Origin of the sequence: Jilunia laotingensis (assembly GCF_014385165.1) — a bacterium.
GTDB classification, from domain to species: Bacteria; Bacteroidota; Bacteroidia; order Bacteroidales; family Bacteroidaceae; genus Bacteroides; species Bacteroides laotingensis.
In genome coordinates this window covers 4,126,777-4,152,596 of record NZ_JACRTF010000001.1, presented here as the reverse complement: position 1 = coordinate 4,152,596, position 25,820 = coordinate 4,126,777, and the positions used below count along the sequence as shown (strand labels likewise).

General features: G+C 42.6%; 16 protein-coding genes. 14 read left to right on the top strand and 2 right to left on the bottom strand.

What is annotated here, in order from left to right; translation table 11 throughout:
* Positions 1-3: 3 nt before the first annotated feature.
* The 9 genes from H8744_RS16260 to H8744_RS16220 all read left to right on the top strand — a co-directional run bounded on the left by H8744_RS16260 (position 4) and on the right by H8744_RS16220 (position 8,637).
* Positions 4-249 (top strand): F0F1 ATP synthase subunit delta/epsilon, encoded by a 246-nt coding sequence (locus tag H8744_RS16260; RefSeq protein WP_262435852.1) that lies wholly within the window; start codon positions 4-6, stop codon positions 247-249.
* Positions 250-348: 99 nt separating this feature from the next.
* On the top strand, positions 349-723 hold the full coding sequence (locus tag H8744_RS16255; RefSeq protein WP_439649385.1) for a hypothetical protein: 375 nt from the start codon (positions 349-351) through the stop codon (positions 721-723).
* Complete coding sequence (atpB, locus tag H8744_RS16250) at positions 707-1,810, top strand: F0F1 ATP synthase subunit A (protein WP_262435850.1); 1,104 nt, start codon at positions 707-709, stop codon at positions 1,808-1,810. The genes H8744_RS16255 and atpB overlap by 17 nt, the downstream gene beginning before the upstream one ends.
* A 64-nt stretch (positions 1,811-1,874) precedes the next feature.
* Positions 1,875-2,132 carry an ATP synthase F0 subunit C gene (gene atpE, locus H8744_RS16245; RefSeq protein ID WP_262435849.1) on the top strand — a complete coding sequence of 86 codons (258 nt, stop codon included), beginning with the start codon at positions 1,875-1,877 and terminating at the stop codon, positions 2,130-2,132.
* Positions 2,133-2,223: 91 nt separating this feature from the next.
* Complete coding sequence (atpF, locus tag H8744_RS16240) at positions 2,224-2,724, top strand: F0F1 ATP synthase subunit B (RefSeq protein WP_262435848.1); 501 nt, start codon at positions 2,224-2,226, stop codon at positions 2,722-2,724.
* 23 nt (positions 2,725-2,747) lie between these two features.
* Positions 2,748-3,308: a F0F1 ATP synthase subunit delta gene (locus tag H8744_RS16235; protein WP_262435847.1), complete on the top strand. Its 561-nt coding sequence runs from the start codon at positions 2,748-2,750 to the stop codon at positions 3,306-3,308.
* The gene (gene atpA / locus H8744_RS16230; RefSeq protein ID WP_262435846.1) at positions 3,308-4,894 is read left to right on the top strand and encodes a F0F1 ATP synthase subunit alpha; all 1,587 of its coding nucleotides are present in this window, start codon (positions 3,308-3,310) and stop codon (positions 4,892-4,894) included. The genes H8744_RS16235 and atpA overlap by 1 nt, the downstream gene beginning before the upstream one ends.
* Positions 4,895-4,987: 93 nt before the next feature.
* Positions 4,988-5,872: a F0F1 ATP synthase subunit gamma gene (locus H8744_RS16225; protein WP_262435845.1), complete on the top strand. Its 885-nt coding sequence runs from the start codon at positions 4,988-4,990 to the stop codon at positions 5,870-5,872.
* A 230-nt stretch (positions 5,873-6,102) separates the two neighbouring features.
* Positions 6,103-8,637, top strand: coding sequence for a helix-turn-helix domain-containing protein (locus H8744_RS16220; RefSeq protein ID WP_369411078.1), 2,535 nt, complete (start codon positions 6,103-6,105; stop codon positions 8,635-8,637).
* Positions 8,638-8,679: 42 nt separating this feature from the next.
* On the opposite strand, the gene H8744_RS16215 is transcribed toward H8744_RS16220, so the two are convergent.
* Together H8744_RS16215 and H8744_RS16210 are read right to left on the bottom strand one after the other, a co-directional pair.
* Positions 8,680-11,577, bottom strand: coding sequence for a PD-(D/E)XK nuclease family protein (locus H8744_RS16215; protein WP_262435843.1), 2,898 nt, complete (start codon positions 11,575-11,577; stop codon positions 8,680-8,682).
* Positions 11,578-11,580: 3 nt separating this feature from the next.
* Positions 11,581-14,760, bottom strand: coding sequence for a UvrD-helicase domain-containing protein (locus H8744_RS16210; protein ID WP_262435842.1), 3,180 nt, complete (start codon positions 14,758-14,760; stop codon positions 11,581-11,583).
* Between the two features lie 531 nt (positions 14,761-15,291).
* On the opposite strand from H8744_RS16210, the gene H8744_RS16205 reads away from it, so the two are divergent.
* The 5 genes from H8744_RS16205 to H8744_RS16185 all read left to right on the top strand — a co-directional run bounded on the left by H8744_RS16205 (position 15,292) and on the right by H8744_RS16185 (position 25,786).
* Complete coding sequence (locus H8744_RS16205; RefSeq protein ID WP_262435841.1) at positions 15,292-16,632, top strand: PEGA domain-containing protein; 1,341 nt, start codon at positions 15,292-15,294, stop codon at positions 16,630-16,632.
* A gap of 17 nt (positions 16,633-16,649) precedes the next feature.
* Entirely contained in the window at positions 16,650-18,914 is a 2,265-nt protein-coding gene (locus H8744_RS16200; protein WP_262435840.1) for a fibronectin type III domain-containing protein, read from the top strand.
* A gap of 27 nt (positions 18,915-18,941) precedes the next feature.
* Entirely contained in the window at positions 18,942-20,036 is a 1,095-nt protein-coding gene (locus tag H8744_RS16195; RefSeq protein ID WP_262435839.1) for a hypothetical protein, read from the top strand.
* 15 nt (positions 20,037-20,051) lie between these two features.
* On the top strand, positions 20,052-22,748 hold the full coding sequence (locus tag H8744_RS16190) for a leucine-rich repeat protein (protein ID WP_262435838.1): 2,697 nt from the start codon (positions 20,052-20,054) through the stop codon (positions 22,746-22,748).
* Between the two features lie 407 nt (positions 22,749-23,155).
* Complete coding sequence (locus H8744_RS16185; protein WP_262435837.1) at positions 23,156-25,786, top strand: zinc-dependent metalloprotease; 2,631 nt, start codon at positions 23,156-23,158, stop codon at positions 25,784-25,786.
* The last annotated feature ends 34 nt before the right edge of the window (positions 25,787-25,820 follow it).

Genomic DNA, 25,820 nt, shown 5'->3' with positions numbered 1-25,820 from the left:
GATATGAAAGAACTCCGCTTGTGTATTGTTTCTCCGGAAAAGAAAGTATATGATGGCAATGTACGCAGTGTGACATTGCCTGGTACTCTCGGTTCGTTTACCATACTCCCGCAACATGCACCGATTGTCTCTTCGCTACAAGAAGGAAAATTGAGCTATGTGACGGAGGAGGGTGAAGAAAAGGTACTCGATATCCAAAGTGGTTTCGTCGAGATGAGTGACGGGATTGCCTCCGTTTGCATCTCGTGATCATTCGATAAGGTTAATAACAGAAAAACACAGCAACATAAAATGAGCATAAGTAGAACGAAACGTAAGTATTTGCTTTATTTGACTCTTCTTACCTTGATGTTGGGGGGAGTGGGAGGCTTTACTTATTTTTCTTTGATTCCCGAACATTATTTTGGAGGGTATCCGTTGATTCCGGTATACTTCTATTTATTCGGAGTGTTTAATATCTATATGTTCGATGCCTGCCGTAAATATGCTCCGGACAAGATGTTGCTGCTTTATCTGGCAATGAAGGTACTAAAGATGATTCTTTCAATTATCGTACTCGTGGTTTACTGTATCGTGGTTCATGAGGAAGCCCGGGCTTTTCTACTTACATTTATAGCCAATTATTTGCTATATCTGATGTTTGAGACAAGTTTTTTTGCAAGTTATGAACTCAATAAGAAACGGTTAAAGAAAAATAAGATAAAAGATGAAACAGTTGCATAACATATTTACGGGAATGCTCTTTATGTTGGTGATAATGGTAGCACTTCCTGCTTTTGCGCAGGAAGAAGAAATATCTTCTCAGGAACAGAAAGAGAACACGGTCGATGTGAAAGGCATTGTCTTTGGGCATATAGGCGATTCATATGAATGGCATATTACGACCTGGGGGAATACACAGATAACGATTCCATTGCCTGTGATCGTATATAGCCCGAAAACGGGGTGGCATGCCTTCCTTTCTTCACGCTTAAAAGAAAACGGAGGCGTGTATGAAGGTTTTTCCATTGCGCCTGAAGGTAGTAAATATGAAGGTAAAATCGTAGAACAGGTTGCTGGTGAAGTGGTTCGTCCATGGGATATATCCATAACGAAGGTTACTTTGTCATTGCTGATCAATAGTGCTATACTGGTTATTATTATTCTGAGTGTGGCACATTGGTATCGCAGGCGTGAACAGGGAGCATATGCTCCCGGAGGTTTTATCGGCTTTATGGAGATGTTTATCATGATGGTACATGATGATGTGATAAAGAATTGTATAGGTCCAAATTACAAGAAGTTCGCTCCCTATCTGCTGACCGCATTCTTCTTTATCTTCATTAATAATCTGATGGGATTGGTTCCCTTTTTCCCGGGAGGTGCTAATGTGACGGGAAATATTGCCATCACGATGGTATTGGCTATTTTCACATTTCTTGCCGTTAATATTTTTGGAACGAAACATTATTGGAAAGATATATTCTGGCCGGATGTTCCTTGGTGGTTGAAAGTGCCTGTACCGATGATGCCATTTATCGAGTTCTTCGGTATATTCACCAAGCCTTTTGCCCTGATGATCCGTTTGTTTGCCAATATGCTTTCCGGTCATATGGCCATGTTAGTGCTTACTTGTTTGATTTTTATTTCAGCGAGTATGGGACCTGCACTGAATGGAACCTTAACCTTTGCTTCCGTCCTATTTAATATATTTATGAATGCATTGGAATTGCTGGTTGCTTTCATTCAGGCTTACGTGTTCACCATGTTGTCGGCTGTGTTTATTGGGTTGGCACAAGAGGGGGATAAGACTAAAAAAGTAGTTGAATAGGAAACCGGCTTAGTAAATTTGAATTTAAAAACTAATAATATAAACCATTTAAAAACTGAAAATTATGTTACTATCATCAGTCTTGTTACAAGCAGCCGCAGGTGCTGCTATCGGAAAGTTAGGAGCAGCCATTGGTGCTGGTCTTGCTGTTATTGGTGCAGGTTTGGGTATCGGTAAAATTGGTGGTTCCGCAATGGAAGCTATAGCACGCCAACCGGAAGCTTCAAGTGATATTCGTATGAATATGATTATTGCTGCTGCATTGATAGAAGGTGTAGCTTTGTTGGCAGTAGTTGTTTGTCTGCTGGTATTCTTCTTATAATGTATAATCCCACATTTCCAATGTATGATTTGGCGATATGACAAAGTATCGGCAAAAAGTACATTGCAAATGATAAATAGAAAATAAAATTATGTCATTGTTATTACCCGATAGCGGCCTTTTGTTCTGGATGGTTTTATCCTTCGGCATTGTGTTTGCGGTGTTGGCAAAATATGGCTTTCCTGTCATCATTAAGATGGTTGAGGGGCGTAAGACTTACATCGACCAATCTTTGGAGGTAGCCAGGGTGGCGAATGCTCAATTAGCTGAACTTAAAGAAAGAGGTGAAGCGCTTGTGGCTGCTGCAAATAAGGAACAAGGACGTATTTTGAAAGAAGCTTTGGAGGAGCGTGATAAGATTATTCATGAAGCTCGTAAGCAGGCCGAAATTGCTGCCCGGAAAGAATTGAATGAGGTGAAGAAACAGATTCAATTCGAGAAGGAAGAGGCGATACGCGATATTCGTCGTCAGGTGGCTGTTCTCTCTGTAGACATTGCAGAGAAAGTCCTTCGTAAAAATCTGAATGATAAACAAGAACAGATGGGAATGATAGACCGCATGCTGGATGAAGTCTTGTCACGTAAGTCGTAATTAATAATTTGTAATTAATAGAAATGGATATCGGAATTGTTTCTATGCGATATGCTAAAGCGCTGATTGAGTATGCTCAGGAGCTTAACGTTGAAGATCAGTTGTATAAGGAATTTTGCATGTTGTCGAGGAGTCTAACTAACTTTCCGGCTCTGAAAGATGCATTGGCGAATCCTGTACTGCCCATCAAAGAGAAATATTCTTTGATATGCACTGCGGCTGTGGGCGATGGAGAAGTTGGCCGTGCATTCTCCCGGTTTATTACTTTGGTGTTGGAGAATCATAGGGAGCAATTCTTGCAATTCATTTGTTTGTCTTTTCTGGAACTGTACCGGAAACTGAAACATATCGGGATTGGGAAACTTATTACTGCCGTACCTGTGGACAAAGCTACGGAAGAGCGTATTCGTAAATCAGCCGGTGACGTGTTGCACGCAAAGATGGAATTGGAGACGGTAGTCGATCCCTCTATCGAAGGTGGATTTATCTTCGATATAAACGATTTTCGTTTGGATGCCAGTATTGCTACCCAGTTAAAACGAGTAAAACAACAATTTATTGATAAGAATAGGAGAATTGTATAATGGCTGAAAATATAAATGTAAGTGAGGTATCTGAGATTCTACGTCGCCAACTGGAAGGAATCGATACGCGGGTGCAATTAGAAGAGATCGGTACCGTATTGCAAGTCAGTGATGGAGTGGTACGTATTTATGGTCTGTGGAATGCTGAAGCTAATGAGCTGCTGGAGTTTGAAAATGGCATCAAAGCTATTGTGATGAACCTTGAAGAAGATAATGTCGGTGCAGTATTACTCGGACCTACGGATAAAATCAAAGAAGGTTATATCGTAAAGCGTACCAAACGAATCGCTTCTATCCGCGTGGGAGAAGGAATGTTAGGACGTGTTATCGATCCTTTGGGGGAGCCGTTGGATGGTAAAGGCACGATCGGAGGAAAATTATATGAGATGCCTTTGGAACGTAAAGCACCGGGGGTGATTTACCGGCAGCCGGTAAACCAGCCTTTACAGACAGGATTAAAAGCGGTAGATGCCATGATCCCTATCGGTCGAGGTCAGCGTGAATTAATCATCGGCGACCGCCAAACGGGAAAGACATCGATTGCCATTGATACGATTATCAATCAGCGTGAAAACTATTTGGCTGGCAAACCTGTGTATTGCATTTATGTGGCTATCGGTCAAAAAGGTTCTACCGTTGCCTCTATTGTGAATATATTGCGCGAATATGGAGCAATGGATTATACGATAGTTGTTGCCGCCACGGCCGGTGATCCGGCTGCTATGCAATACTTCTCGCCTTTTTCGGGTGCGGCTATTGGTGAATATTTTCGCGATACGGGTCGTGATGCATTGGTTATCTATGACGATTTATCCAAGCAAGCAGTAGCTTATCGGGAAGTATCATTGATTCTTCGTCGTCCTTCGGGGCGTGAAGCTTACCCGGGGGACATATTCTATCTTCATTCCCGTTTGTTGGAACGTGCGGCAAAGATAATAAATCAAGAAGAGGTTGCTCGTGAGATGAATGATCTTCCCGAGAGCTTGAAGGGTATGGTAAAAGGGGGCGGGTCTCTGACGGCACTACCTATTATCGAAACGCAAGCAGGAGACGTTTCTGCTTATATTCCGACAAATGTGATTTCTATTACGGACGGGCAAATCTTCCTTGATGTCGATTTGTTCAATCAAGGGATACGTCCGGCCATCAATGTCGGTATTTCTGTTTCCCGTGTGGGTGGTAATGCTCAGGTTAAGGCTATGAAGAAAGTAGCCGGTACTTTGAAGATAGATCAGGCTCAATATCGTGAGCTGGAAGCGTTTACAAAGTTCAGTGGGGATATGGATCCTGTTACGGCCCATATCATTGATAAGGGGCAGAAAAATACTCGTTTACTTGTGCAGCCGCAATATAGTCCGATGCCGGTCGAAAAACAGATTGCAATTTTATACTGCGGAGTACACGGATTATTACGTAATGTTCCTCTTGACAAGGTGGAAGACTTTGAAGTCAGTTTTCAGGAAACGCTTGCTATCAATCATCAGGCAGATGTATTGGATGTGCTGAAAACCGGTGTGATCAATGAGGATGTTGAGAAAGGTATCCGCGAAACAGCGGAACTGGTAGCAAAACAGTTTATTAAATGAAAAATTGAAAATGAAGAATTAAGAACGGAGAGTTGATTTCCCCTTCTCCCTTTTTAGTTATTAATTTTTAGTTACTAATTTTTAATCGGAATCATGGCTTCACTTAAGGAAGTAAAAACCAGAATAAATTCGGTACAGAGTACCCGAAAGATCACTTCAGCAATGAAGATGGTGGCTTCTGCCAAATTGCATAAGGCGCAGGGAGCCATTGAAAACATGTTGCCTTATCAGAGGCAGATGAATAAAATACTAAGAAATTTTCTTAGTGCCGATCTTGACATAGAATCTCCTTATATAAAAAGGAGGGAAGTAAAACGTGTAGCAATTGTTATGTTTTCCTCCAATAGTTCTTTATGTGGTGCTTTCAATGCAAATGTTATAAAAATGTTTCTGCATACAGTTGGGGAGTACCGGAAATTAGGTCAGGATAATATTCTTATTTACCCGATAGGACGTAAAATTGAAGAAGCTATCAAGAAAATGGGCTTTTTCCCGAAAGGAAGTTATCAATCTTTATCGGACAAACCCACTTATAAGGAAGCCTCTGCATTGGCCGAACATTTAATGAAACTCTATGCCGATGAAGAAGTGGACAGAGTGGAGTTGATCTATCATCATTTCCGTTCGATGGGGGTACAGGAATTGCTTCGAGAAACATATCTACCCATTGACTTGTCTCAACTGGAAGAAGAACAGGAAGCAGAGGTAGAAGAGAATCTGATGGTAAATGATTATATTATAGAACCTTCGGCAGAACAATTGATTGCCGATCTTCTCCCGAAAGTTTTGTGCCAGAAGATGTTTACGGCTGCAATGGATTCCAATGCTTCGGAACATGCTGCTCGTACATTGGCTATGCAGGTTGCTACGGACAATGCCAATGAATTGATACAAGATTTGACGAAACAATATAATAAGGGTCGGCAACAAGCGATAACGAACGAGCTGCTCGATATTATCGGTGGATCGATGAAATGATGTTTCCCTCTTTATGAATTTTTCTTTTTTCAGGGTATTTGAATCGTTTTGGTTCAGATGCCCTGAATGTTTATAGGCAGTCAGTCAATTAGGGAAGATATCTTTTAAAGAAAATAAGTTTAATAGGTGCCTTCTAAAAAATGTCCGTATAAAAGGTATGGATTTATAAGGTATTTCAGACTGTTTTAAGTACCTTTACCCGGAATAATTATTGCATAACTAAAATGGTGATAAACACGAATACTGAATTGCAACTAGCCTGGCAATTCATAGAGAATACGGGTACGCATCTTTTTCTTACCGGGAGAGCCGGGACAGGAAAGACCACTTTTCTTAAGGAATTGAAAGCGAAATCGCATAAGCGCATGGTTGTGGTGGCACCTACGGGAATTGCTGCCATCAATGCAGGCGGTGTTACGATTCATTCTTTTTTTCAACTCTCTTTTGCTCCTTATATTCCTGATACAACTTTTGCTTCCGCACAGGCATCGTATAAGATGGGAAAAGAAAAAGTGAATATTATCCGCAGCCTCGATCTATTGGTAATCGATGAGATCAGTATGGTACGGGCTGATCTTTTGGATGCGGTAGATGCTGTCCTCCGCCAATATCGTGATCGGTATAAGCCCTTCGGAGGAGTTCAACTGCTGATGATCGGTGATTTGCAACAATTAGCCCCTGTGATCAAGGAGGACGATTGGCAGTTGCTACGCCCTTTTTATGATACTGCTTTCTTTTTTGGTAGTCGTGCGTTGCGACAAACCGAATATGTTACAATCGAATTGAAACAAGTATATCGTCAAAGTGATGCCTTCTTTCTGGATTTATTGAATAAGATACGTGAGAACAGTGCAGATGATACTGTTCTTGCAGAGTTGAATAAACGCTATCTTCCAGGGTTCAAGCCCGATAAAGAAGAGGGATACATCCGCTTAACTACCCATAATTATCAGGCGCAACGATATAATGACAATCAACTTGCCGCTTTGCCGGGCGATGCTTTTTCTTTTAAGGCAAAGATTGACGGTACTTTCCCGGAATCGGCTTATCCGGCGGATGAAGTGCTGACTGTAAAGAAAGGAGCCCAAATCATGTTTATAAAGAACGATACTTCCGGTGAACATCGTTTTTATAACGGAAAAATTGGTATTGTACTCGATACCGGAAAAGATGGAATTATCGTACGTGGCAACGGGGATGACGAATCTTTCCTTCTTGAGACAGAAGAATGGACAAATAGCAAATACATATTGAATCCTGTCAGCAAAGAGATTACTGAAGAGGTAGAAGGGACTTTCAGACAATATCCCATTCGATTGGCATGGGCTATTACCATTCATAAAAGTCAGGGATTGACTTTTGAACGGGCTATCATCGATGCGAATCTTTCATTTGCCCATGGACAAGTGTATGTTGCCCTAAGCCGATGTAAGAGTTTGGAAGGGATGGTGTTAAGTTCCCCCCTCAGATTGGAATCGATAATTACCGACCATACGATAGATGACTTTAATCGCGAAATGGAAATGATGTCACCCGATCGTGTAAAACTGAATTTGCTTCAACGTCAGTATTTCTATGAATTGTTATGCGAACAATTTGACTTCCATTCCTTGGAGCGTGATTTCGGACATGTGCTTCGTATATTGGACGAACATCTGTACCGGCTTTATCCGAAATTGCTCGGGCAATATAAAGAAGCTTTCGAACATTATAAAACAGAAGTCACAAAGGTTGGAGATACTTTTCAATCGCAATATACAGAGCTTGTAAATGCTACAGATGATTATGCCCACGATGAAAAGTTGCAGAAACGTTTGATTTCCGGTGCGAATTATTTTAAAACGAAATTGGAAGAGTTATTATCTCCTTTGCTTGCAATGACAAAAGTACAGACTGATAATAAAGATATCAAGAGAAGAATGACGGATGCTATAAGTACTCTTCAGACGGCTTTACATGTGAAGATAGGCACTTTGTCGTTTACCGGGGAAGAAGGTTTCTCTGTTTCTTCTTATCTTAAGCATAAGGCTTTACTCACACTGGCAGCCAATGATCATAACAGTGCGGGTGAGCATAAATCTCGTAGTGCTTCTTCGTCCGCAAAATCCGATAAGACAAACAAGATAGAAGTTCCTTCGGACATATTACATCCTGAACTATATAAGCAGCTGATTGCCTGGAGAAACTCGGAGGCATCCGGAGCCGGACTTCCTGTGTATACTATTATTCAGCAAAAGGCAATATTAGGAATAGTAAATCTATTACCGGTAGATATTGAATCTTTAATACGTATTCCATATTTTGGAAAGAAAGGAGCCGAAAAGTATGGGGATGTATTGTTGGATATGGTGAATCGTTATGTAGAGGATAAACATATACAACGTCCGGAAATATCTGCATTTACTAACAAGAATGCAGGAAAGGAGATGAAACCGGAGGATGTGAAAGATTCTAAATCGGACGTTATAAAGAAGCCTAGACCAGATACAAAGGAGGTTAGTTATAACCTGTTTTGTCAAGGGATGAAGCTTGAAGACATAGCAAAGGCACGGGAATTGGTGACCGGTACAATCGCTACCCATCTGGAATATTATGTTCGTCAGGGTAGAATAAAGATTGATCAGCTCGTGTCACAAGATAAGATAGAGAAGGTAAAACATCATTTACAGCAGCATCCCGATATGCGTGGATTGACGCAGATAAAGGTGGCCATGGGAGATGAAGTATCATATGCGGATATAAAGTTGGTATTGGCTTCTATATAGTTAATATAAATAGTTTGCTATTGTATTTCAAAGTTTTCTCCCTTACTTCCTCGTACGGGAACTACCGCCACATAAAGCACGGAAGTCGCAATATTCGCAGGCTTTCGTGTTTTCTGTTTGCGTAAAGGGAACTTCATCTCCGAAAATTTCTTCCAATAGAGCTTGTAATCGTTCCCGGAACTCATCTTCGAAAAAGGCGAAATTATTAACGGGCAACTTGGGCTTTCTTGGTTCACCCATTTCGATGACAGGGGTATAGTTTTCATTGGCAGCCCGGTGGATGTAAAGCAATGCCGGAGCTATTTTTAGCGATTGCTTCCGGCTCATAATGGCAGCATAAAGGAAGGTTTGAAAGATATAATTCGGTCTTCCTTCAGCTGGGGTGAAAAGTTGTTCGATGCTGGCAGGTGTCTTTGGACTTCCTCCTGTCTTATAATCAACAATACGGAGCGTGTCGTCTTTGCAATCCATTCTATCAATTGTCCCGCCAATGCGGACACTTATCGATCCGGACGGAGTCTTGACCTGCATTTCTTCACTAACTTTTTTCTCCATTCCAACCATGGAGAAAGGAGCATATTGGAGATCGTTTCTTAATAGCTGTTTCAGATAAGAATAGATAACTTTGGAATTTAGTAACTGAATCCCATTGTATTCCGGCTTCTCATCCGGTTCGACATGGAAGAATTCTTCTTTAAAAGCCCTGTCTACGTACCCTTGAAGGCGGATATTGTCTCGTAAAAGTCTCTCTAAATCTTCTTTCCGTATTTCTTTGCCGTTTGCGCTCAAATCATTGTAAGCCAGTTCGGCTGCACGATGGAAAATAGTGCCGAACAGGGATGAATCTATTTCGGCACTGACCTCGTCGGGAGCTTTCAGCCCGGCCACATAGCGGTAATAAAAGCGTAGTTTACAATCCAAGTATGCATTGAGTGCGGAAGGTGAAAGCGGGAATGCCTTCGGGTTCCGCGTGAAATCGTATTTATAATTTATTCGATTGAGTATTTCCGGTGTTTTATCGATGATGATCTCCTGGTTGCTTTGAGGTGACTGCCCGGCTTCGAGGAACTCGCGAACGATGTCGTGCGGCCACTCTACGAGGAATTGTAACATGAAGCGGGATTCTTCTCCCCGATTTAACCCGTCGGAAGAGGTGTTATAAATCAATGTGATGTTTTCTGCCCTTTGGACCAGTCGATAGAAATAATATGCATATACCGCATTCTTATGTTCTATGGTCGTCATTCCGAAAGCTTTGCGGAGATTATAAGGAATAAAAGAGGATTCGCCTCCGGCTTTCGGCAACTGGCCTTCATTGAGTGAAAGCATGATAAGATTGCGGAAATCAAGATTACGTGTCTCGAGTACTCCCATGATCTGCATACCGATGGCAGGCTCTCCGTGAAAAGGAATATTGGCAGTCGTCAATAGACGGTTTAGTAGCCGTTTGAAGGTATCGATACGGATTTGTAATTCTCCCGTTTCAATCAAATTGAGCAAACGGTTCACCAACGTGAAGCTTTTAAATAATGATTCACGATAAAGCTGATTGAAGATATCGTCATGTTCCGATTGCTGGCGGTAGAGGATGGATATTTCTTTTAGCACCCCGGTGATGTAGATGCATAACTCATGAATGTTCTTGCATGGAGTGAATAGGAGTGCAAGAAAACCATCCTGTTTCAATTCCGTTGGTAATGGATAGAAACGGTTCGTCTTTGTCAGGTCACGTTCCAACGGTTCAGCTTTGGAAGATAGTTGCCGGGTATATGGGTGTTTCAGTATCGCTTGTACTGTTTCATAAGTATAACGTCCGGTATCCGGGCGATACCCCGTGGTTTGCAATTCAAGGGCGGCATTAATGAAACTGTATACCGGGGTTTGGGATAATGGAAATCCCATAGTGATATTTACATTCTTCACTTCGGGCGGAATCGAATGAAGCACGGGAAGTAGCAAAGCCTCGTTACAAAGTACCACAGCGTTTTCCTTTTCGTTGCTGAGCTTTGTTTCTTCCTTAACCACTTCTCTGACCCATTGCGGCAGATAACGTGCCTGTGCATTTTCGGTAGGAGAGGAGATGAAGCGTACTTTCTTAGGCTTGCGTAAGCAATCGAAAACTTCTTCAGGGAGTTCATTCGGGAAAAGCTTCAGGTTTCGGAGTATAAACTCTCCCGCTTCGTGCCTATGCTTTGAAAGACGAGTGTAGAAAATATCGTAATCCCAGTAGAATAGAGCCTTACCGGCATCTTGTAGCAAAGAGAAAAAATGGTTTTCCACTTTGTTTAATACATTGAATCCTACAAATACATATTTATCGTAACGGAGCTTGTCTGTAGAGAGGTTCTCTATCACATTGCGATAAAGCATCCCTTCATACGCGATTCCCTCTTCTTCTAATTTCATACGGAAACGTTGGTATATAGTTCCCAGTTTATCCCAAAGAGAGATGAATTTCTCTTTCAATACCGTGCGCTTCTCAATGGAAAAGTTCTGGAAAAACTGCCGGATGGCGCTTTCCTGTTCTTCATCGAGGAAATCGAAATCATCCATTATGTTTTTGAGATCCTTGATGTTGGTGAAGAGTTTACCGGCATCAACCAGATTCTTGTCTACATCATCGAAATCACTGATTAGCAATTCTCCCCAGAAATAAAAATCATCAAGCGATTCTTCGCTCTTTGTTTCCTCACGGAATATTTTATACAGTTCGCATACCAATCGTATGGGATCGCCCAACTTTTGTCGGGACAATTGTTGGAACAGTTCGCTGATACTGATATAAGCCGGTGACCATAATGGATGATCCGACTGTGCAGCCAGATGTTCATTAAAGAATAAGCCGGCACGTTTGTTTGGAAATACGATTGCTACTCGTGAGAGATCGTTTCCTATTTTGGTGTATAGGTCTTGCGCGACCAGTTGGAGAAATGTTTCCATTGACTATTGTATTCTTTTATTCACTTTTTCCACTTTTCCTTCGTCTACATACCACAAGTATCCGTTGATCTGTTCTTTTTCATATCCCATCCGGACAAGTAGGTTCATGTATCCTTTTACTTGTTTATTATACTTTTTATTCGGTTTACCGAATTTGAAGTCTACCACTACCACTTGTCCTTCCCTCATCATCACTCGGTCGGGACGGCGGGTTTGTAATTCCCCTCTCTCCTTATATATAATGGTGCATTCATTGAATAGCGTCCAGTTGCCCGAATACCAGTCCTGCACTTCCGGCAAAGCGAAAGCTTTTTGTGTCAGATTCCTAATGTCCTTTTCCATTTCCTCGCTGCCGATGACTCCTTCGAATATCAGCCGCTCAATGGCCGGATCGATGTCCTGTTCCGTTTCAATGGCCGAAAAGAGCGTGTGCAATAATCGTCCGCGATTGATGAAGCGGTCGTCCGAGTCCTCCTCGTCAATGCCTTTGATAAAATCTGCCGAACGGTTCGATTGGCGAAATTCTATTTCATGCCGCATCGATTCCATTTTTACAGGAAGCTTATCCGGTTTCCGAGTCAGTTTATTGGTGGAAATAGCTTTCTTTTCAGGGGAAGACAAACAGAGTTTGCCCTGTTCATAAGGTTCTTCATCGTTCCACTCCTGATGAGACCTGCGTGCCACTTCGGGTAATGCGGCCGTTAGTAATTCTGCCATTGTGCCTTTTTGCCCTTTCCGGCTCCACACTATCAGGTTTTTGCCTGCACGGGTGAAAGCTACGTAAAGCAAATTCAGGTTATCTACCCACAACTGCAATTGTTCTTGCTGGTAATCCGATCGGTATACCGATTCTGCCATTTGTGTTGAATAATTGACGGGCACGATGTCCAATGCATTGAAAGGGGCTTCTGTAGGAATACACCATACCAATTGGTTGTTTGTCTCGTTTTCCATTTTCCAGTCGCAGAAGGGGAGGAGTACGGTATGGAATTCAAGTCCTTTCGATTTATGAATGGAGAAGATACGGATACCTTCGATCTCTCCGCTGGGAATGGTTTTGCCGCATAAGGTTTCTTCCCAAAAACGGACGAAGCTGTCCAGTTCGGATGAATTGCTTTGCAGATAGTCTGTCACCGCATCGAAGAAGGCGAAAAGATAGGCGTCTTGACTCTCGATCCGGTTCATTTCAAAGATACTGAATAGTTCTTCCAACAACTCATATAGAGGCATCAGACGAAGTGTTTCCCTGTTTTCAACAAACGCCTTGGGGAGCAGTTCTTCCGGGCTACCGGTCAATAATGCATCCAGACCCCTGTCATCGCCTATGATCTGTTGCCTGTAGTTCGTTATCAGCGATGCTCTCGCAATCAGGTTTTCAGGGTCGGAAAGATAGCGCAAGGCATCTATCAACATACATACGGCTAAAGAGGCATCCAGTCGGAATGCTTCATCGGAGACTATTTTATATTTAAGGGTTTTGTCAAAATAATCGGCAATTTGTGGGATGTTCTTATTCTTGCGTACCAGTATCGCCATGTCATTTAGCTTGACTCCGGAAGCTAAGAGACGTTCCACTTCTTCCCCCAGGCTGATAAGCGTCTGTTCGGTATAGTCATACTCTTCGTCAGGTTTGAGAAATGTTACCTTGACATATCCTTTTTGTTCTTCTTTAGGGGATTCTTGCGCCACGTCGGAGTAAGCTTTACGTAGTGCGTCTTTACTGGAATTGCCGGAACAAAGGTAATTGACAGCGGCAGTAAATAATTTGTTATTAAAATCGATCACATTGTTTTCACTTCTCCGGTTTGTCTTAAGGGTCTTCACACGGATGGGGAACTGTTCTATCCGTTCGTTCAGTCCGTTCAATATTCCCCAGTCTCCATTACGCCAGCGGTAGATGGATTGTTTCACATCGCCTACTATCAGGCTGTCGGCACCTTGTGATAGCCCTTCCAGCAAAAGAAGCCTGAAATTGCCCCACTGCATACGGCTGGTATCTTGGAATTCGTCGATCATCACATTGCGGATGTTCGCCCCTATCTTTTCAAAGACGAAGGAAGAATCACCGTCTTTGACCAGTTGGTGGAGCAGGGCATTTGTGTCGGACAATAGGAACCGGTTGTTATCCCGGTTCAATTGGCGTACCTCTTCATCGATATTGGCAAGTAACTGCACTTTGTTAAGATGTTGCATGGATAGCCGGCAGCTATTTATTATCCTACTATTCTTCATCCGGAATATTTCGGCTTGCACCAAAAGTGGGATAAGGCTGTCCGTTGCCAGTTGCAAGATATCACTATAGCGTGGTGATGCTTTGGTGGCCCAATTCTTCGGGTCATCCAGGCATTTTTTAACCGTTGCATTGCATATGTCGTCACCGAGTATTCCATTGTTGAGTTTACGAAAATAGCTGCCAATGCCTCGCACACCGTTTTTCAACTCATCTGCACAGAGCGCATGTCCCTCCAGTTCGCTTTCAAACTGGTCATAGAAGCCTTTCATTTGTTCCAATGCCTCCGTCTCCATCTCTTTCAATTCGTGGCGGTAGTCTTTGATGAGGCTGGGATTTTCGATGAGTTTCCTTCGTAATCCTTCTCCCTTTTCTATATAACCTTCGTCGAAAATGTTACGCCCGAAGTTTTTCACCTCTTCCGATACATTCCAACGCTTATCGTCCGCAATGCGTTCGTTGATATAATCCAACAGCCATGCCAATACGGGAGAAGTCGGCCCGAGCTTTTCGATCATGCTGTCGACGGCATCACTCAGTACCTCCTGATTGTTTAGTTCGATGTTCAGGTTCGGGCTGAGTTCCAATTCCCGTGCCAGGTTACGCATCACGGATTGGAAGAATGAGTCGATGGTTTCGACTCGGAAACGGCTGTAATCATGCAACATGTAGCTTAGTGCCGTTCCTGCGGAACAGCGTATCTCTTCTTCCGATTTTCCGGTTTCTTCGATCACTCGTTTGAGGTAAGGTTCAGATTCTTTATCTTCTGTCCAGATACCGTAAAGCTGACTCAAAATGCGCTCCTTCATCTCTGCCGTGGCTTTGTTGGTGAAAGTCACAGCCAATATTTGCTGGTAAGCCCGGGGATTCAGAATGAGTAATTTGATGTATTCCACAGCCAATGTGAAAGTTTTTCCGGAGCCGGCAGAAGCTTTGTATACTAAGAGTTCCATAAATAATCACTTTTGATGCGGACAAAGGTAATTCATTTCACTTTAAATGCAATTGGTAAGAGGAGAAAATGCAGATAATGCTGCCATGCCTGCCTTTTCGATGCAGGGCGGTGAGTAAAGAAGCGTTAGGTATAATGCAACGAGCCGGATCTTTTAAGGTAACGTTGTCAGACACCCCCATGTTTCACTGTTAAACACCCCCATGTCTCGCTGCGTTACACCCCCATGTTTCACTGCGTTACATGGGCATGTTTTACATTGGACAGTTGCAAGAAAAAGAATGGAGGATTAAAACAAAGGGAACGCTTCTCTACGGGGAAGGCATATTTCCCTCATAAGAAACAGACAGATGGAAGCATTACCTTATATAAAAGGCTTATTCTCAAAATACCTAATCCTCTTTTTCGCCATTATAAACACTAATATTGCAGGATAAACGGTTATATCGGCAAGATAATCACTTTGCGCTATAAATGGGTTTGGACATCTAAAGATATATTTTTAAATTTGCAAACGTTAAACCTATAAATAATGACAAACATTCTTATAAAAAATTGGCTGATAACAGGGTTCATCCTTTTTTGCACAACAATACAAACAATTTCAGCCCAGAATAAAATAGAAGTCTCTTCTTTTCAAAGAATAGAAAATGACATAACGGCACGAGTAACTGCACCCATGCGGGATCAGAATGGAGAAGTATGTGCATTAATCCGTGTAGTGACCACTATACAAGATCTCATGTTTGAACCGGACGCACTTGGAATTACCGCCCGTGAAAACAAACCGGGAGAAATATGGCTATACGTTCCGAGAGGGGCACGGCGAATTTCTATTATGCATACGCAACTTGGAATATTACGGAATTACTTCTATCCAGATATAATAGAAAAGGCCACTGTATACGAAATGGTCATCAATACCGGAGATGAAGTTTCCAAAGTACCTGCAGTTACGAATACTCAACTCCTCGTCATCCGTCCCGAACCTTCCACAGCCGATATCTACATCGATGGAGACAAGGTTCCAACAGAAAATGGTCTGTTCACAGCAACCATGAAAAAGGGTACACACACCTACAAGGCAGAAGCCCCTATGTATGCATCCGAATCAGGTACAATCGATCTTGGGGCAGAACAAAAGATCATGAGCATTTCTCTAAAACCGCGCTTCGGATACGTGGAGATTTTCTCACTGCCGGAGCAGGACGCAGATGTATACGTAGACGGTGCGTTAGTAGGACGCACTCCTTATAAAAGCGACCGCATGCCATTGCAAAGTTATAAGATCCGTATTGAGAAAGCGACTTACTTCCCTATCGACTCGACTGTTACCATAAAAGCAGGCGAGACTTCGGGACTTACATTCAAAATGACCTCGACCATACGTCCCAAGGAACCACGCCGAACGCTTGTCATGGCAGAAGTTGGTTATCATCCTTCACAGATATCTTACGGAGGCATGATAGGTTTTGTTCGTAAAAACGGATTCTACGCACGCTTTAGAAGCGATTTTGGTTCTGCTTCAACGGAATTGGAATGTGACGACAGCGGTATATTGACTGAAAACGGACAACAGGCTTATTATAAAGAAGGTGTTACCCACAAATCGCGTCTTTCAATAAGCGCGGGATACCTTCGCAGGATTTTTCATCCCCTTTACTTATATGTAGGTGCGGGGTATGGTAAACGTACATTAGCTTGGGAAACCGTAGATGGGGAACTTGCAAAAAACATCGACCATTCCGCCTCCGGCATTGCAGCAGAAATTGGAGCCATCGGGCAATATAAAAAGATAGCACTTTCGGTGGGCTTCCATACCGTCAATTTCAAATACAATGAAATTTCCATTGGACTTGGAATCATGTTCTAATGAATAACAATACTATTATGAAAAGGATAAAACACATAATAAACCTCACGATTTATATACTAACGATCTTATTAAGTATCGCTGGTTGTGAAAAAGATACCGAACCGTCACTCCTACCACCGAGTGTCTATACGGGAGAGTCTTCGGACATAACACGATTTGAGGCGGAACTTTGGGGAACTGTTACCCCACATCCGAAAGCAGCAGATATTCAAGAAAACAAGGTCTCTTTTATTTATTCCAACCATTCCCCTAATCTGCTTGAGAATGTAAAAACAGTAGACGCTGTTAAAGCTGGGACGAACGAATACAATGTCCATCTCACCGAATTGGAAGCAGGAAAAACTTACTATTATTGTATCGTTACAGATTGTGGAAAGACATCCATAAAAGGGGAGATTAAGAAGTTCAACACTATCTCTACTGAAGCTCCTTCACTGGAAGTATCGACCAATGGTAATACCGAGTATGCCATTTCATTAACAGGAAACGTAACCGACGATGGAGGAGCAACGATCGACAAGCAAGGATTTGTTTACAAGCTTTATTCAGAAGGCATCGAAGCACCGACCACAGAAAATGGTACAAACGTACCCGGGAATACGGGAGTAGGAAAGGACTTCTATGCCGAACTTACCGAATTGCAACCGGAAACGACCTATATCATTCGTGCATATGCCACTAATTCTGCATCGCATACAGGATATAGCGAAGCTATTCAAGTGACGACAGGAAAATTGCTCAAACCTACAGTCAATACAGGAGAGGCAACCGACCTTACTGCACAAACCGTTCTATTCCACGGAACCATCGTTTCTGATAACGGATACGAAATATCAGAATGTGGTTTCTGTTATAGTTCCGAAAGTCAATCACCGACAATCGATCATCCGTATGTAAAAGTAGAATCAATCACTAAAGAGTTCAGTGCAAAGGTAGAAAAGCTTGAATCCACCAAAACATACTATTTCCGCGCGTATGCAAGAAACGAAAAAGGGATCGCATATGGTGAAGTTAAGCAATGCACGATGCCCGAAGTGCAATCGTTAACGGTTACTGCCCCGGTTGTCACCGATATTATGATTGAGACTGCCCATGTCACAGCTTCCGTACATGTGCCGGAAGGTTCTTCCGTATTTGAAAAAGGCGTATGCTATAGCCCGACCGTACTCGAACCTACTACTAATGAAACTACGAAAGCAGATCCATCTTCCGGAACGGATATTGCCTTGTCATTAGATGAGTTGCAAGAAGGTACACTATATAATGTTCGAGCCTACGCAATCTCACGGGATGGAACATTCTATAGCTCGACCACACAATTCACAACCATACAAACCCAAAAGCCAGAAATCACCGCTCCGGAGGTTTCCAACATAACCACCACATCCGCTTCACTAAGCAGTCATATCACTTCCGACGGAGGCGCTTCAGTAGAAACGAAAGGAATATGTTATAGCCAGAATTCACAGAATCCTACCATTGACAACTCTGCGGTTGATGATACATCAGAGGGAAACAATATTCAAATAGAGCTTGATGATCTTGAGGAAGGGATGACTTATTATACTCGCGCCTATGCCCGAAACAAGAATGGAATAAGCTACAGCAATACGACTTCCTTCAAAACAACAGCGCATTACAAGCCTGTTCTCTCCGGATTGACTGCCATCACTATAAATGACGATAATGCGACCATGCAGGCCACTCTTACCGATGATGGCGGACTGGCGGTGACCGAATGCGGATTCTGTTGGAGTGAAAATTCATCCGAACCGGATATCGATCATGATTCTAAAGTGAAAGCTAAAACCAGCTCCGGCACATTCGAAGCTAAACTGACCGGATTAAAATACAGCACCGAATATCATATCCGTGCGTATGCTATCAATGAGAAAGGAATCAGCTACAGCGGATATCTTAAAATCACGACTAAAAGCTCTACCGTACCAACTCTAGGAACATTGACAACAAGCAACATCACACCGTCTACAGTAGATGTAGCAGCCACCGTTACAGCAGATGGCGGTGCGGAAATTACTGAGAGGGGGTTCTGCTACAGCATCGACAGTACACCTGATGCCGATCATTCTAAAAAAGTGGTGGTTACTGGAGGGAATGCGATGTCTACCGTACTAAACGAATTATCTGCTTATACCCATTATAAAATAAGGGCATATGCTCGTAACAAGAATGGAGTAGGTTATAGTAACACCGTAGGAATCACCACAAAGAAGAAAGATCCGGGAATAGACGATTCTGCTTTTCCTGACAAACAGTGACATTAACAAATTAAAACAAATAGAATTATGAAAAAAGAGTTCACTACATTGATGTTGATCCTGATAGGTTTAACTGGTGTAAAAGCACAGGATGTGCAATTAGTAACACTTCAAAAAGGAGAAGAAACGCAAGTATTTTACGGTGCTGATGCTTTTATTGAAGCGATGGCAGCAGCAGACCACGGAAATACAATAACGTTGACTGCAGGAACATTCAATGCAACAAATATAACAAAGGCGGTAACTATTTATGGAGCTGGATATGAAACAAATGTAGATAAAGAAAAGCTTGCAGAAGAACCGGAAAAATATCCAACACGGATAAATGGAAACTTTGACATTGCATTAGATTCGATAGAGGGTAGGCCAGCAGAAGGTTTGTATATAGAAGGGATTTATTCAAATAAAACAATTACAGTACAAAACAAATTAGTTGCAGCGAGCTTTATTAAGTGCCGGTTTGGATTTTTTAAATTCGGAAATGTGAGTGATGGAGGAACAAAATCAGAAGATTGCTCATTTATACATTGTAGGATTGCAGACCGATTCTTTCCAGGAGAATCAAAATCAATGTCCATAATTAACTCCATTATCAATGCTTTTCTTGGAACTTATAATGAGAGATCAACCATAATGATACAAAATAACATCATTATAGGTTTGGCCGATAAACTTGAAGGAGGAGTATTAAAAAATAATATCATTGGTGATGTATACTTCCAAGACCTTGAAAACTTTACTGGCGACTATTATCATAGTCTTTCCAATTACCCTGTTTACACCAATATAGCTACATTTCACAATTTATTTGGCAATAAACGAGCTTTAGACAGCGTAATCACTAAAGATGGCAATTGGATTGATACTAACTGGGCTACCATTCTTTTCGGTGAAAGTGGAATAAAAGAATATAGCGATACCTATTCATATCAACTCACAGAAGAAGCAAAAAAAACATATTTAGGTACAGATGGCACAGAAATTGGTATCTATGGAGGTGAAACCCCTTTCAGTCCCATTCTCACCATTCCCCGTATCATAAAGAAGGAAATTGCCCCAAAAACTGAAAACGGTAAATTGAAAGTAAACATCAAGGTTGAAATTGGAAACAACTTTTTATAAGTAAATGCATTACTTATGAGAAAGTCAATTTATATATTACTTCTACTCCTCTTATCTATAGGGATAAAAGGACAGGGGTTAGTTGGATATGAATATTGGTTTGATTCAGATTATCAGAATAAAGTATCTGTCACCGATTCACAGAAAGAAATTCAACTTTCACCCGATGCCTCTCTATTACAGAAAGGAATACATTATTTCAACTTCAGAGTCCAAGATAGTCGAGGAAAATGGAGTTCCATACTAACCCGATATTTCTACCGTACAAGTTCCGATGATATAGCAGACAATGCACTCGTGAGTTACGAATATTGGATGGATGGTAACTATGCAGAAAGAAAAGTAACTGCAAACACCGGAGGTATTATTAATGTAGATATAGATGCAAGCAAACTGCTCCATGGAATACATTACTTTAACTTCAGAGCTAAAGACAAAATGGGAAACTACAGTGCATTGATCACACAGTACTTCTACCGAATGAGTTCCGACAATATAGCTGACAATGCACTGGTAAGTTATGAGTATTGGCTGGACAGTAATTATGCTGAAAAGGAAGAAGTGCCAAACGCGGACGGTATCATCAGCCTTGATGTAGATGCCAGCAAACTCCGAAAAGGGATGCACTACTTTAACTTCCGGGCTAAAGACAAAATGGGAAACTATAGCAGTCTAGTTACTCAATATTTTATGAAGCCTCTTGTTGGAGTCAGCGATAATAAAATCTGCCAATACCGATATTGGTTCAACGATAATGGTGAAACCTTGCAAAAAGTAGATATTACACCGGTAAATCCCCTGGAATTGTCCAATGCTTTGATCGAAGTGCCTAACTTAATTCCAGCGAAAATTCCCGATGATATTCAAATGGCTACCAGCAGTTCAGCTACGAAAAAAGCATTTCTCCTACCATTGAAAATGCAAATAAAATTGCAGTTCAAGGATCTTGCAGACCAGTGGAGTGCGGTGCAGACAGACAGTTTTGAACACAACAGCCAGGTAGAGCTTGAAATTAGAGCGTTAACCGTAAACAAAGCGCAAACGTTGAAAAAGCCGGCTTCCAAAGAATTAGTAGGTTTCAGCATCGATGTCACAAAAGAAGACTCGCTTTACTGGCAGGCAGACCAACCTTGTATGTTGGATTTCTTTTCTCCTTCAGGTGAAAAGCTATGCAGGTTTTCAACCTCAGAGAGCCTGAAAGGAAAGAAAATTGAAACCAAACAGAAAGGTATCTATTACGTCTTGTTGCATAGTACCATCCACGATGAAACTTACAATAAGGATAAGCTGACAATCATAGGCATCGGCAACAACGTTTCCGACACGATCGAAGTAAATCCCGCAGGAACTCTTCCCGAGCTGGTAAGCGACCCTGAAGTAATCGTCAACCTGACCCTTACCGGTTACCTCAACGGTACGGACATCCGTTTCATCCGTAGCTTGCCATGCTTGGCAAAACTGGATATCAGTGCCGCCCATATCGTAGAAGGGGGAGATACTTACTACGAAAACTATCGTACAGCCGATGAAGTCACCGGTGACTATATGTTCAGCGATTTACCGAAACTGACACGTCTTGTCCTTTCGAATACCACCATCACCCTCGGCAAAAAGGCGCTCTATGGTTGTACCGGTTTAACGGAACTTTCCATACCGCATAGTATAAAAACCTTCGGTGAGAAAGCTATTGGAGGCACGCAAGGGAACTTGTTACTCATACATTGGAACACTCCTGCTGCAATTGCATCTGCCACCTTTGACACACCGGAAGAGATGGGCAATTGCCTTATCTACGCACTGCAAGAAACAGAATGTACTTATGAAGGTAATGTCATCATCAACGGATTAGCCGACAAAATCCGCCTGACAGATGCCAAAGGATTCCGTTGTCCCACTGCTTTCAAAGCAAAAGATATCTCCTATACACGTACCTTCAGCATGACTTCGGGTAATAAGGAAGCTGCTGCCGGATGGGAAAGCATCGTTTTACCTTTCGATGTCCAGACTTTCAGTCATGCGGAAAAAGGAGAACTCGCACCTTTCAATAGCGGCAAAAAGGGAACACATCCTTTCTGGCTTGCCGAATTGTCCACGGAAAAAGGTTTCAGGCATGTGACGGAACTGAAGGCTAACATCCCGTATATCATCTCCATGCCGAATAGCGATGCGTATGAAGAAGAATTTAATATATGTGGCAATGTCACCTTCCATGCGGAAAACGACAATGGAGTAGAAGTAAGGAGTACATACTCTTCCGCTATTGTCCGTTCCGAAGGCCCCCAATTTACACTTGTACCTGCTTATGAGACAGTCTGGCAACATGACTCTGTGTACGTCATCAACCGTACTATCAGCAACGGCAATCTGCCGGGTGGCGCTTTTGTCCGTAACCTACGTAATGCAAATCCTTTCGAGGCTTACGCGGTCAGCAAAGATTCTCCGAATCAGGCACCGGCATATTATAGCATCGGCACGAATGGAAGCCTAACAGGTCTTGAATATTTGCTACGTCGGGCAGAAGAGTCATTGAAAGTGTACAGCATCGGTCGGACGCTCTACATAGAAACCAATCGCGCCATCACCCTTCCCATTTATGATAGGGAAGGCCGTACGGTAAGGATTATCAAAGCTTCTGAAGGTAGGACAGAAATAACCGACCTGCTGGATGGCATTTACTTTTCAGGAGGGAGAAAGGTGATGATCGGAAGATAAAGATCCCTCCACAATTAACTGGTTTTATTTAAAAAGAGACAGCCCTGACACATTGTCAAGGCGGTCTCTTGTGGATTTTAATCAGTACGACGAAAGTAGCAATTCTGTTATTATCTACAAAGTAAAAGGGTGACGAAATCGCTACTATTCTGTTTTTTTTAACCATGCAGGGGCATTACTGTGTCAAATGTTCTCTCCATGCTACATGATTCGCTTTGTTAAATAGTGTGCGGAATGAACCGCATTTTTCCCTATTTTGTATTAAAATGCAATCAAAATGCAGTATATTTAAGAAAAAACGTCAAAATACGCCCTGCTTTGTAATTCATATTGATAGTTTTATTATCTTTGCCGTCCATTTATTCTATGAGTAGAATAATTTAAAGAGATAATTGATAGACTAACTGATGAAACTGAAAACAATCCTGCTGACTACGGTGGCCACGGGTACCCTTCTGGGGGAACCTCTCATGGTGTATGCCGTAAATCCTAACCCGGAATCGATGGGGTGGTTCCGTAAGAGAAAGAAAAGTGAATCTAACGACAGTATTAAATCAAAAAATGAGTATGAGAAACTGACGGGTGATGGCAGCATCGTTCGTCGGGGGATGTTTAATGTATACCAGAAGAAGAACGACTATTACTTTGAAGTACCGGTCAGTTTGTTGGGAAGAGACATGCTGGTTGTAAACAAGCTCCAACGTGTACCCGAGGAATTGAACGAAGCGGGCGTGAATCGTGGGACGAATTACGAGAATCAGATGGTACGTTTCGAACTGGATAAGGCGACGAATAAACTATTGATTCGTCAGAGCCGTCCGTTGCCCCTTGCACCTGCCGGGGACGCGATCAGTGAGTCTGTACGCAACAACTACATCTCTCCGTTGATAGCCGGTTTCAAAGTCGAGGCTTTCAATAACGACTCTACCAGCATGGTTATCAAGGTGAATGATATCTACGACGGAACAGAAACCAGCATTAATAATGTATTTACAAACATCAATCTGGGCACGTCTTCCATTAAGAATCTATCACGTATCCTTTCTATTAAGTCGTTCGAAAATAATGTAGTGGCAACTTCCGAACTGACAACGAAAGTAACCGAAGGTACTACTACCGTATTCGTGACCATTGAAGTAAGTTCTTCACTCATGTTGCTGCCTGAAACACCGATGGTCGGTCGTTTGGATAATGCGCGCGTAGGTTACTTCACTAATCCTTTGCTGAATTACAGTGACGGACAGCAACGGGTGGATAAGAAACAATTCATTACCCGTTGGCGTTTGGAGCCCAAACCGGAGGATCGCGAACGTTATCTGCGCGGTGAACTTGTCGAACCGGCCAAACCGATTGTTTTCTATATTGAGAACTCTACTCCCTATCGTTGGAGAAAATACATAAAGCAAGGTATCGAAGACTGGCAAGTAGCTTTTGAACGTGCAGGATTCAAAAACGCCATCCTTGCAAAGGAAGTCACCGATAGCATGACTGTGGATATGGACGATGTTAATTATTCTGTGCTGACTTATGCCGCTTCGACCAAAGCTAATGCGATGGGGCCGTCTATCCTCGATCCTCGCTCGGGCGAGATACTGGAGGCGGATATTATGTGGTGGCATAATGTGCTGGGCATGCTTCAGGAATGGATTACCGTGCAAACCGGAACCGTTCGTTCCGAAGCACGCGGCATCAAACTCTCGGATGAGCTGATGGGAGATGCCATGCGTTTTGTTGCTTGCCATGAAGTAGGACACTCTTTGGGGCTGCGCCATAACATGATGGGATCATGGGCATTCCCGACCGACTCTCTTCGTTCCAAATCGTTTACCGACCGGATGAACTCTACATCCTCCTCCATCATGGACTATGCCCGTTTCAATTATGTGGCACAGCCGGGTGACGGAGTGACTGCGCTCTCTCCGCATATCGGACCGTATGATCTGTTTGCCATCGAGTATGGCTATCGCTGGTACGGGAAGGAAACTCCCGAAGCCGAAAAGGAGTTGCTTTTCGATTTCCTTGGCCGTCACACCGACCGCCTTTACAAATACAGTGAAGCACAGGATGTGCGTGATGCCGTTGATCCCCGTGCGCAGAATGAAGATTTGGGAGATGATGCCGTGCGTTCCTCACAACTGGGCATTGCCAATTTGAAACGTATAGTTCCGGAAATAATAGAGTGGACAACGACCGGAGAAAAAGGCCAGACGTATGAAGAAGCTTCCCGGCTTTATTATGCCGTTATCAATCAGTGGAACAATTACCTGTATCACGTGCTGGCTAATATAGGTGGTATCTATATTGAGAACACTATAGTCGGTGACGGGCAGAAAACTTATACGTTTGTAGAGAAAGAGAAACAGCAAGCAGCGTTGAAGTTCTTGCTCGATGAGGTGCTGACCTATCCCAAGTGGTTGTTCGATACCGAAGTAGGAGAATACACCTATCTGCTTCGTAACACTCCATTGGGAATCGTAGAGAATGCCCCCACGCAGGTATTGAAGAATGCGCAATCTTACATCCTTTGGGATCTGTTGTCAAACAATCGTCTGATGCGTATGCTTGAAAACGAATCGGTGAACGGAAAGAAAGCGTTTACGGCAGTAGAACTGATGGACGGCCTGCATCGTTCCATTTTCTCCACCACTGAACGGGGCGTATTGCCGGATGTCATGACCCGTGCTTTGCAGAAGAATTTCGTGGATGCTTTGATCACTGCCGCTGCCGAAAGCGAAGGAGTGAAAATCAATAAAAAGTTGATGGACAATCACTTCCTGCTTGACAATCGATTGCCGTTATGCAGCCACGACGAGCATGTACATCGTTCTTTGGACAGCGACCGGATGGGTGCCCGTCGTGAACTCAACTTTTATGGCTCTCAACTGAATCGTATTTCAGATGCCATATCGGTGAAACGGGGTGAACTGCTTCGTATCAAAGATTTGCTACAAAGCCGTCTGGGAACATCGGATGTAGCTACAAAATACCACTATAAAGACATGATCCTTCGCATCAACACTGCGTTGGGAATTAAATAAAATATATCCAAACTTAATCCTATTATAAAGTATA

What these genes read in the sequence shown, in the direction of transcription:
- atpF (WP_262435848.1), top strand. Translation starts at nt 2,224, where the DNA reads ATGTCATTGTTATTACCCGATAGCGGCCTTTTGTTCTGGATGGTTTTA.
- H8744_RS16210 (WP_262435842.1), bottom strand. Translation starts at nt 14,760, where the DNA reads ATGGAACTCTTAGTATACAAAGCTTCTGCCGGCTCCGGAAAAACTTTC.
- H8744_RS16190 (WP_262435838.1), top strand. Translation starts at nt 20,052, where the DNA reads ATGAGAAAGTCAATTTATATATTACTTCTACTCCTCTTATCTATAGGG.
- H8744_RS16260 (WP_262435852.1), top strand. Translation starts at nt 4, where the DNA reads ATGAAAGAACTCCGCTTGTGTATTGTTTCTCCGGAAAAGAAAGTATAT.
- H8744_RS16225 (WP_262435845.1), top strand. Translation starts at nt 4,988, where the DNA reads ATGGCTTCACTTAAGGAAGTAAAAACCAGAATAAATTCGGTACAGAGT.
- H8744_RS16200 (WP_262435840.1), top strand. Translation starts at nt 16,650, where the DNA reads ATGAAAAGGATAAAACACATAATAAACCTCACGATTTATATACTAACG.
- H8744_RS16205 (WP_262435841.1), top strand. Translation starts at nt 15,292, where the DNA reads ATGACAAACATTCTTATAAAAAATTGGCTGATAACAGGGTTCATCCTT.
- H8744_RS16255 (WP_439649385.1), top strand. Translation starts at nt 349, where the DNA reads ATGTTGGGGGGAGTGGGAGGCTTTACTTATTTTTCTTTGATTCCCGAA.
- atpA (WP_262435846.1), top strand. Translation starts at nt 3,308, where the DNA reads ATGGCTGAAAATATAAATGTAAGTGAGGTATCTGAGATTCTACGTCGC.
- H8744_RS16195 (WP_262435839.1), top strand. Translation starts at nt 18,942, where the DNA reads ATGAAAAAAGAGTTCACTACATTGATGTTGATCCTGATAGGTTTAACT.
- atpE (WP_262435849.1), top strand. Translation starts at nt 1,875, where the DNA reads ATGTTACTATCATCAGTCTTGTTACAAGCAGCCGCAGGTGCTGCTATC.
- H8744_RS16215 (WP_262435843.1), bottom strand. Translation starts at nt 11,577, where the DNA reads ATGGAAACATTTCTCCAACTGGTCGCGCAAGACCTATACACCAAAATA.
- atpB (WP_262435850.1), top strand. Translation starts at nt 707, where the DNA reads ATGAAACAGTTGCATAACATATTTACGGGAATGCTCTTTATGTTGGTG.
- H8744_RS16235 (WP_262435847.1), top strand. Translation starts at nt 2,748, where the DNA reads ATGGATATCGGAATTGTTTCTATGCGATATGCTAAAGCGCTGATTGAG.
- H8744_RS16185 (WP_262435837.1), top strand. Translation starts at nt 23,156, where the DNA reads ATGAAACTGAAAACAATCCTGCTGACTACGGTGGCCACGGGTACCCTT.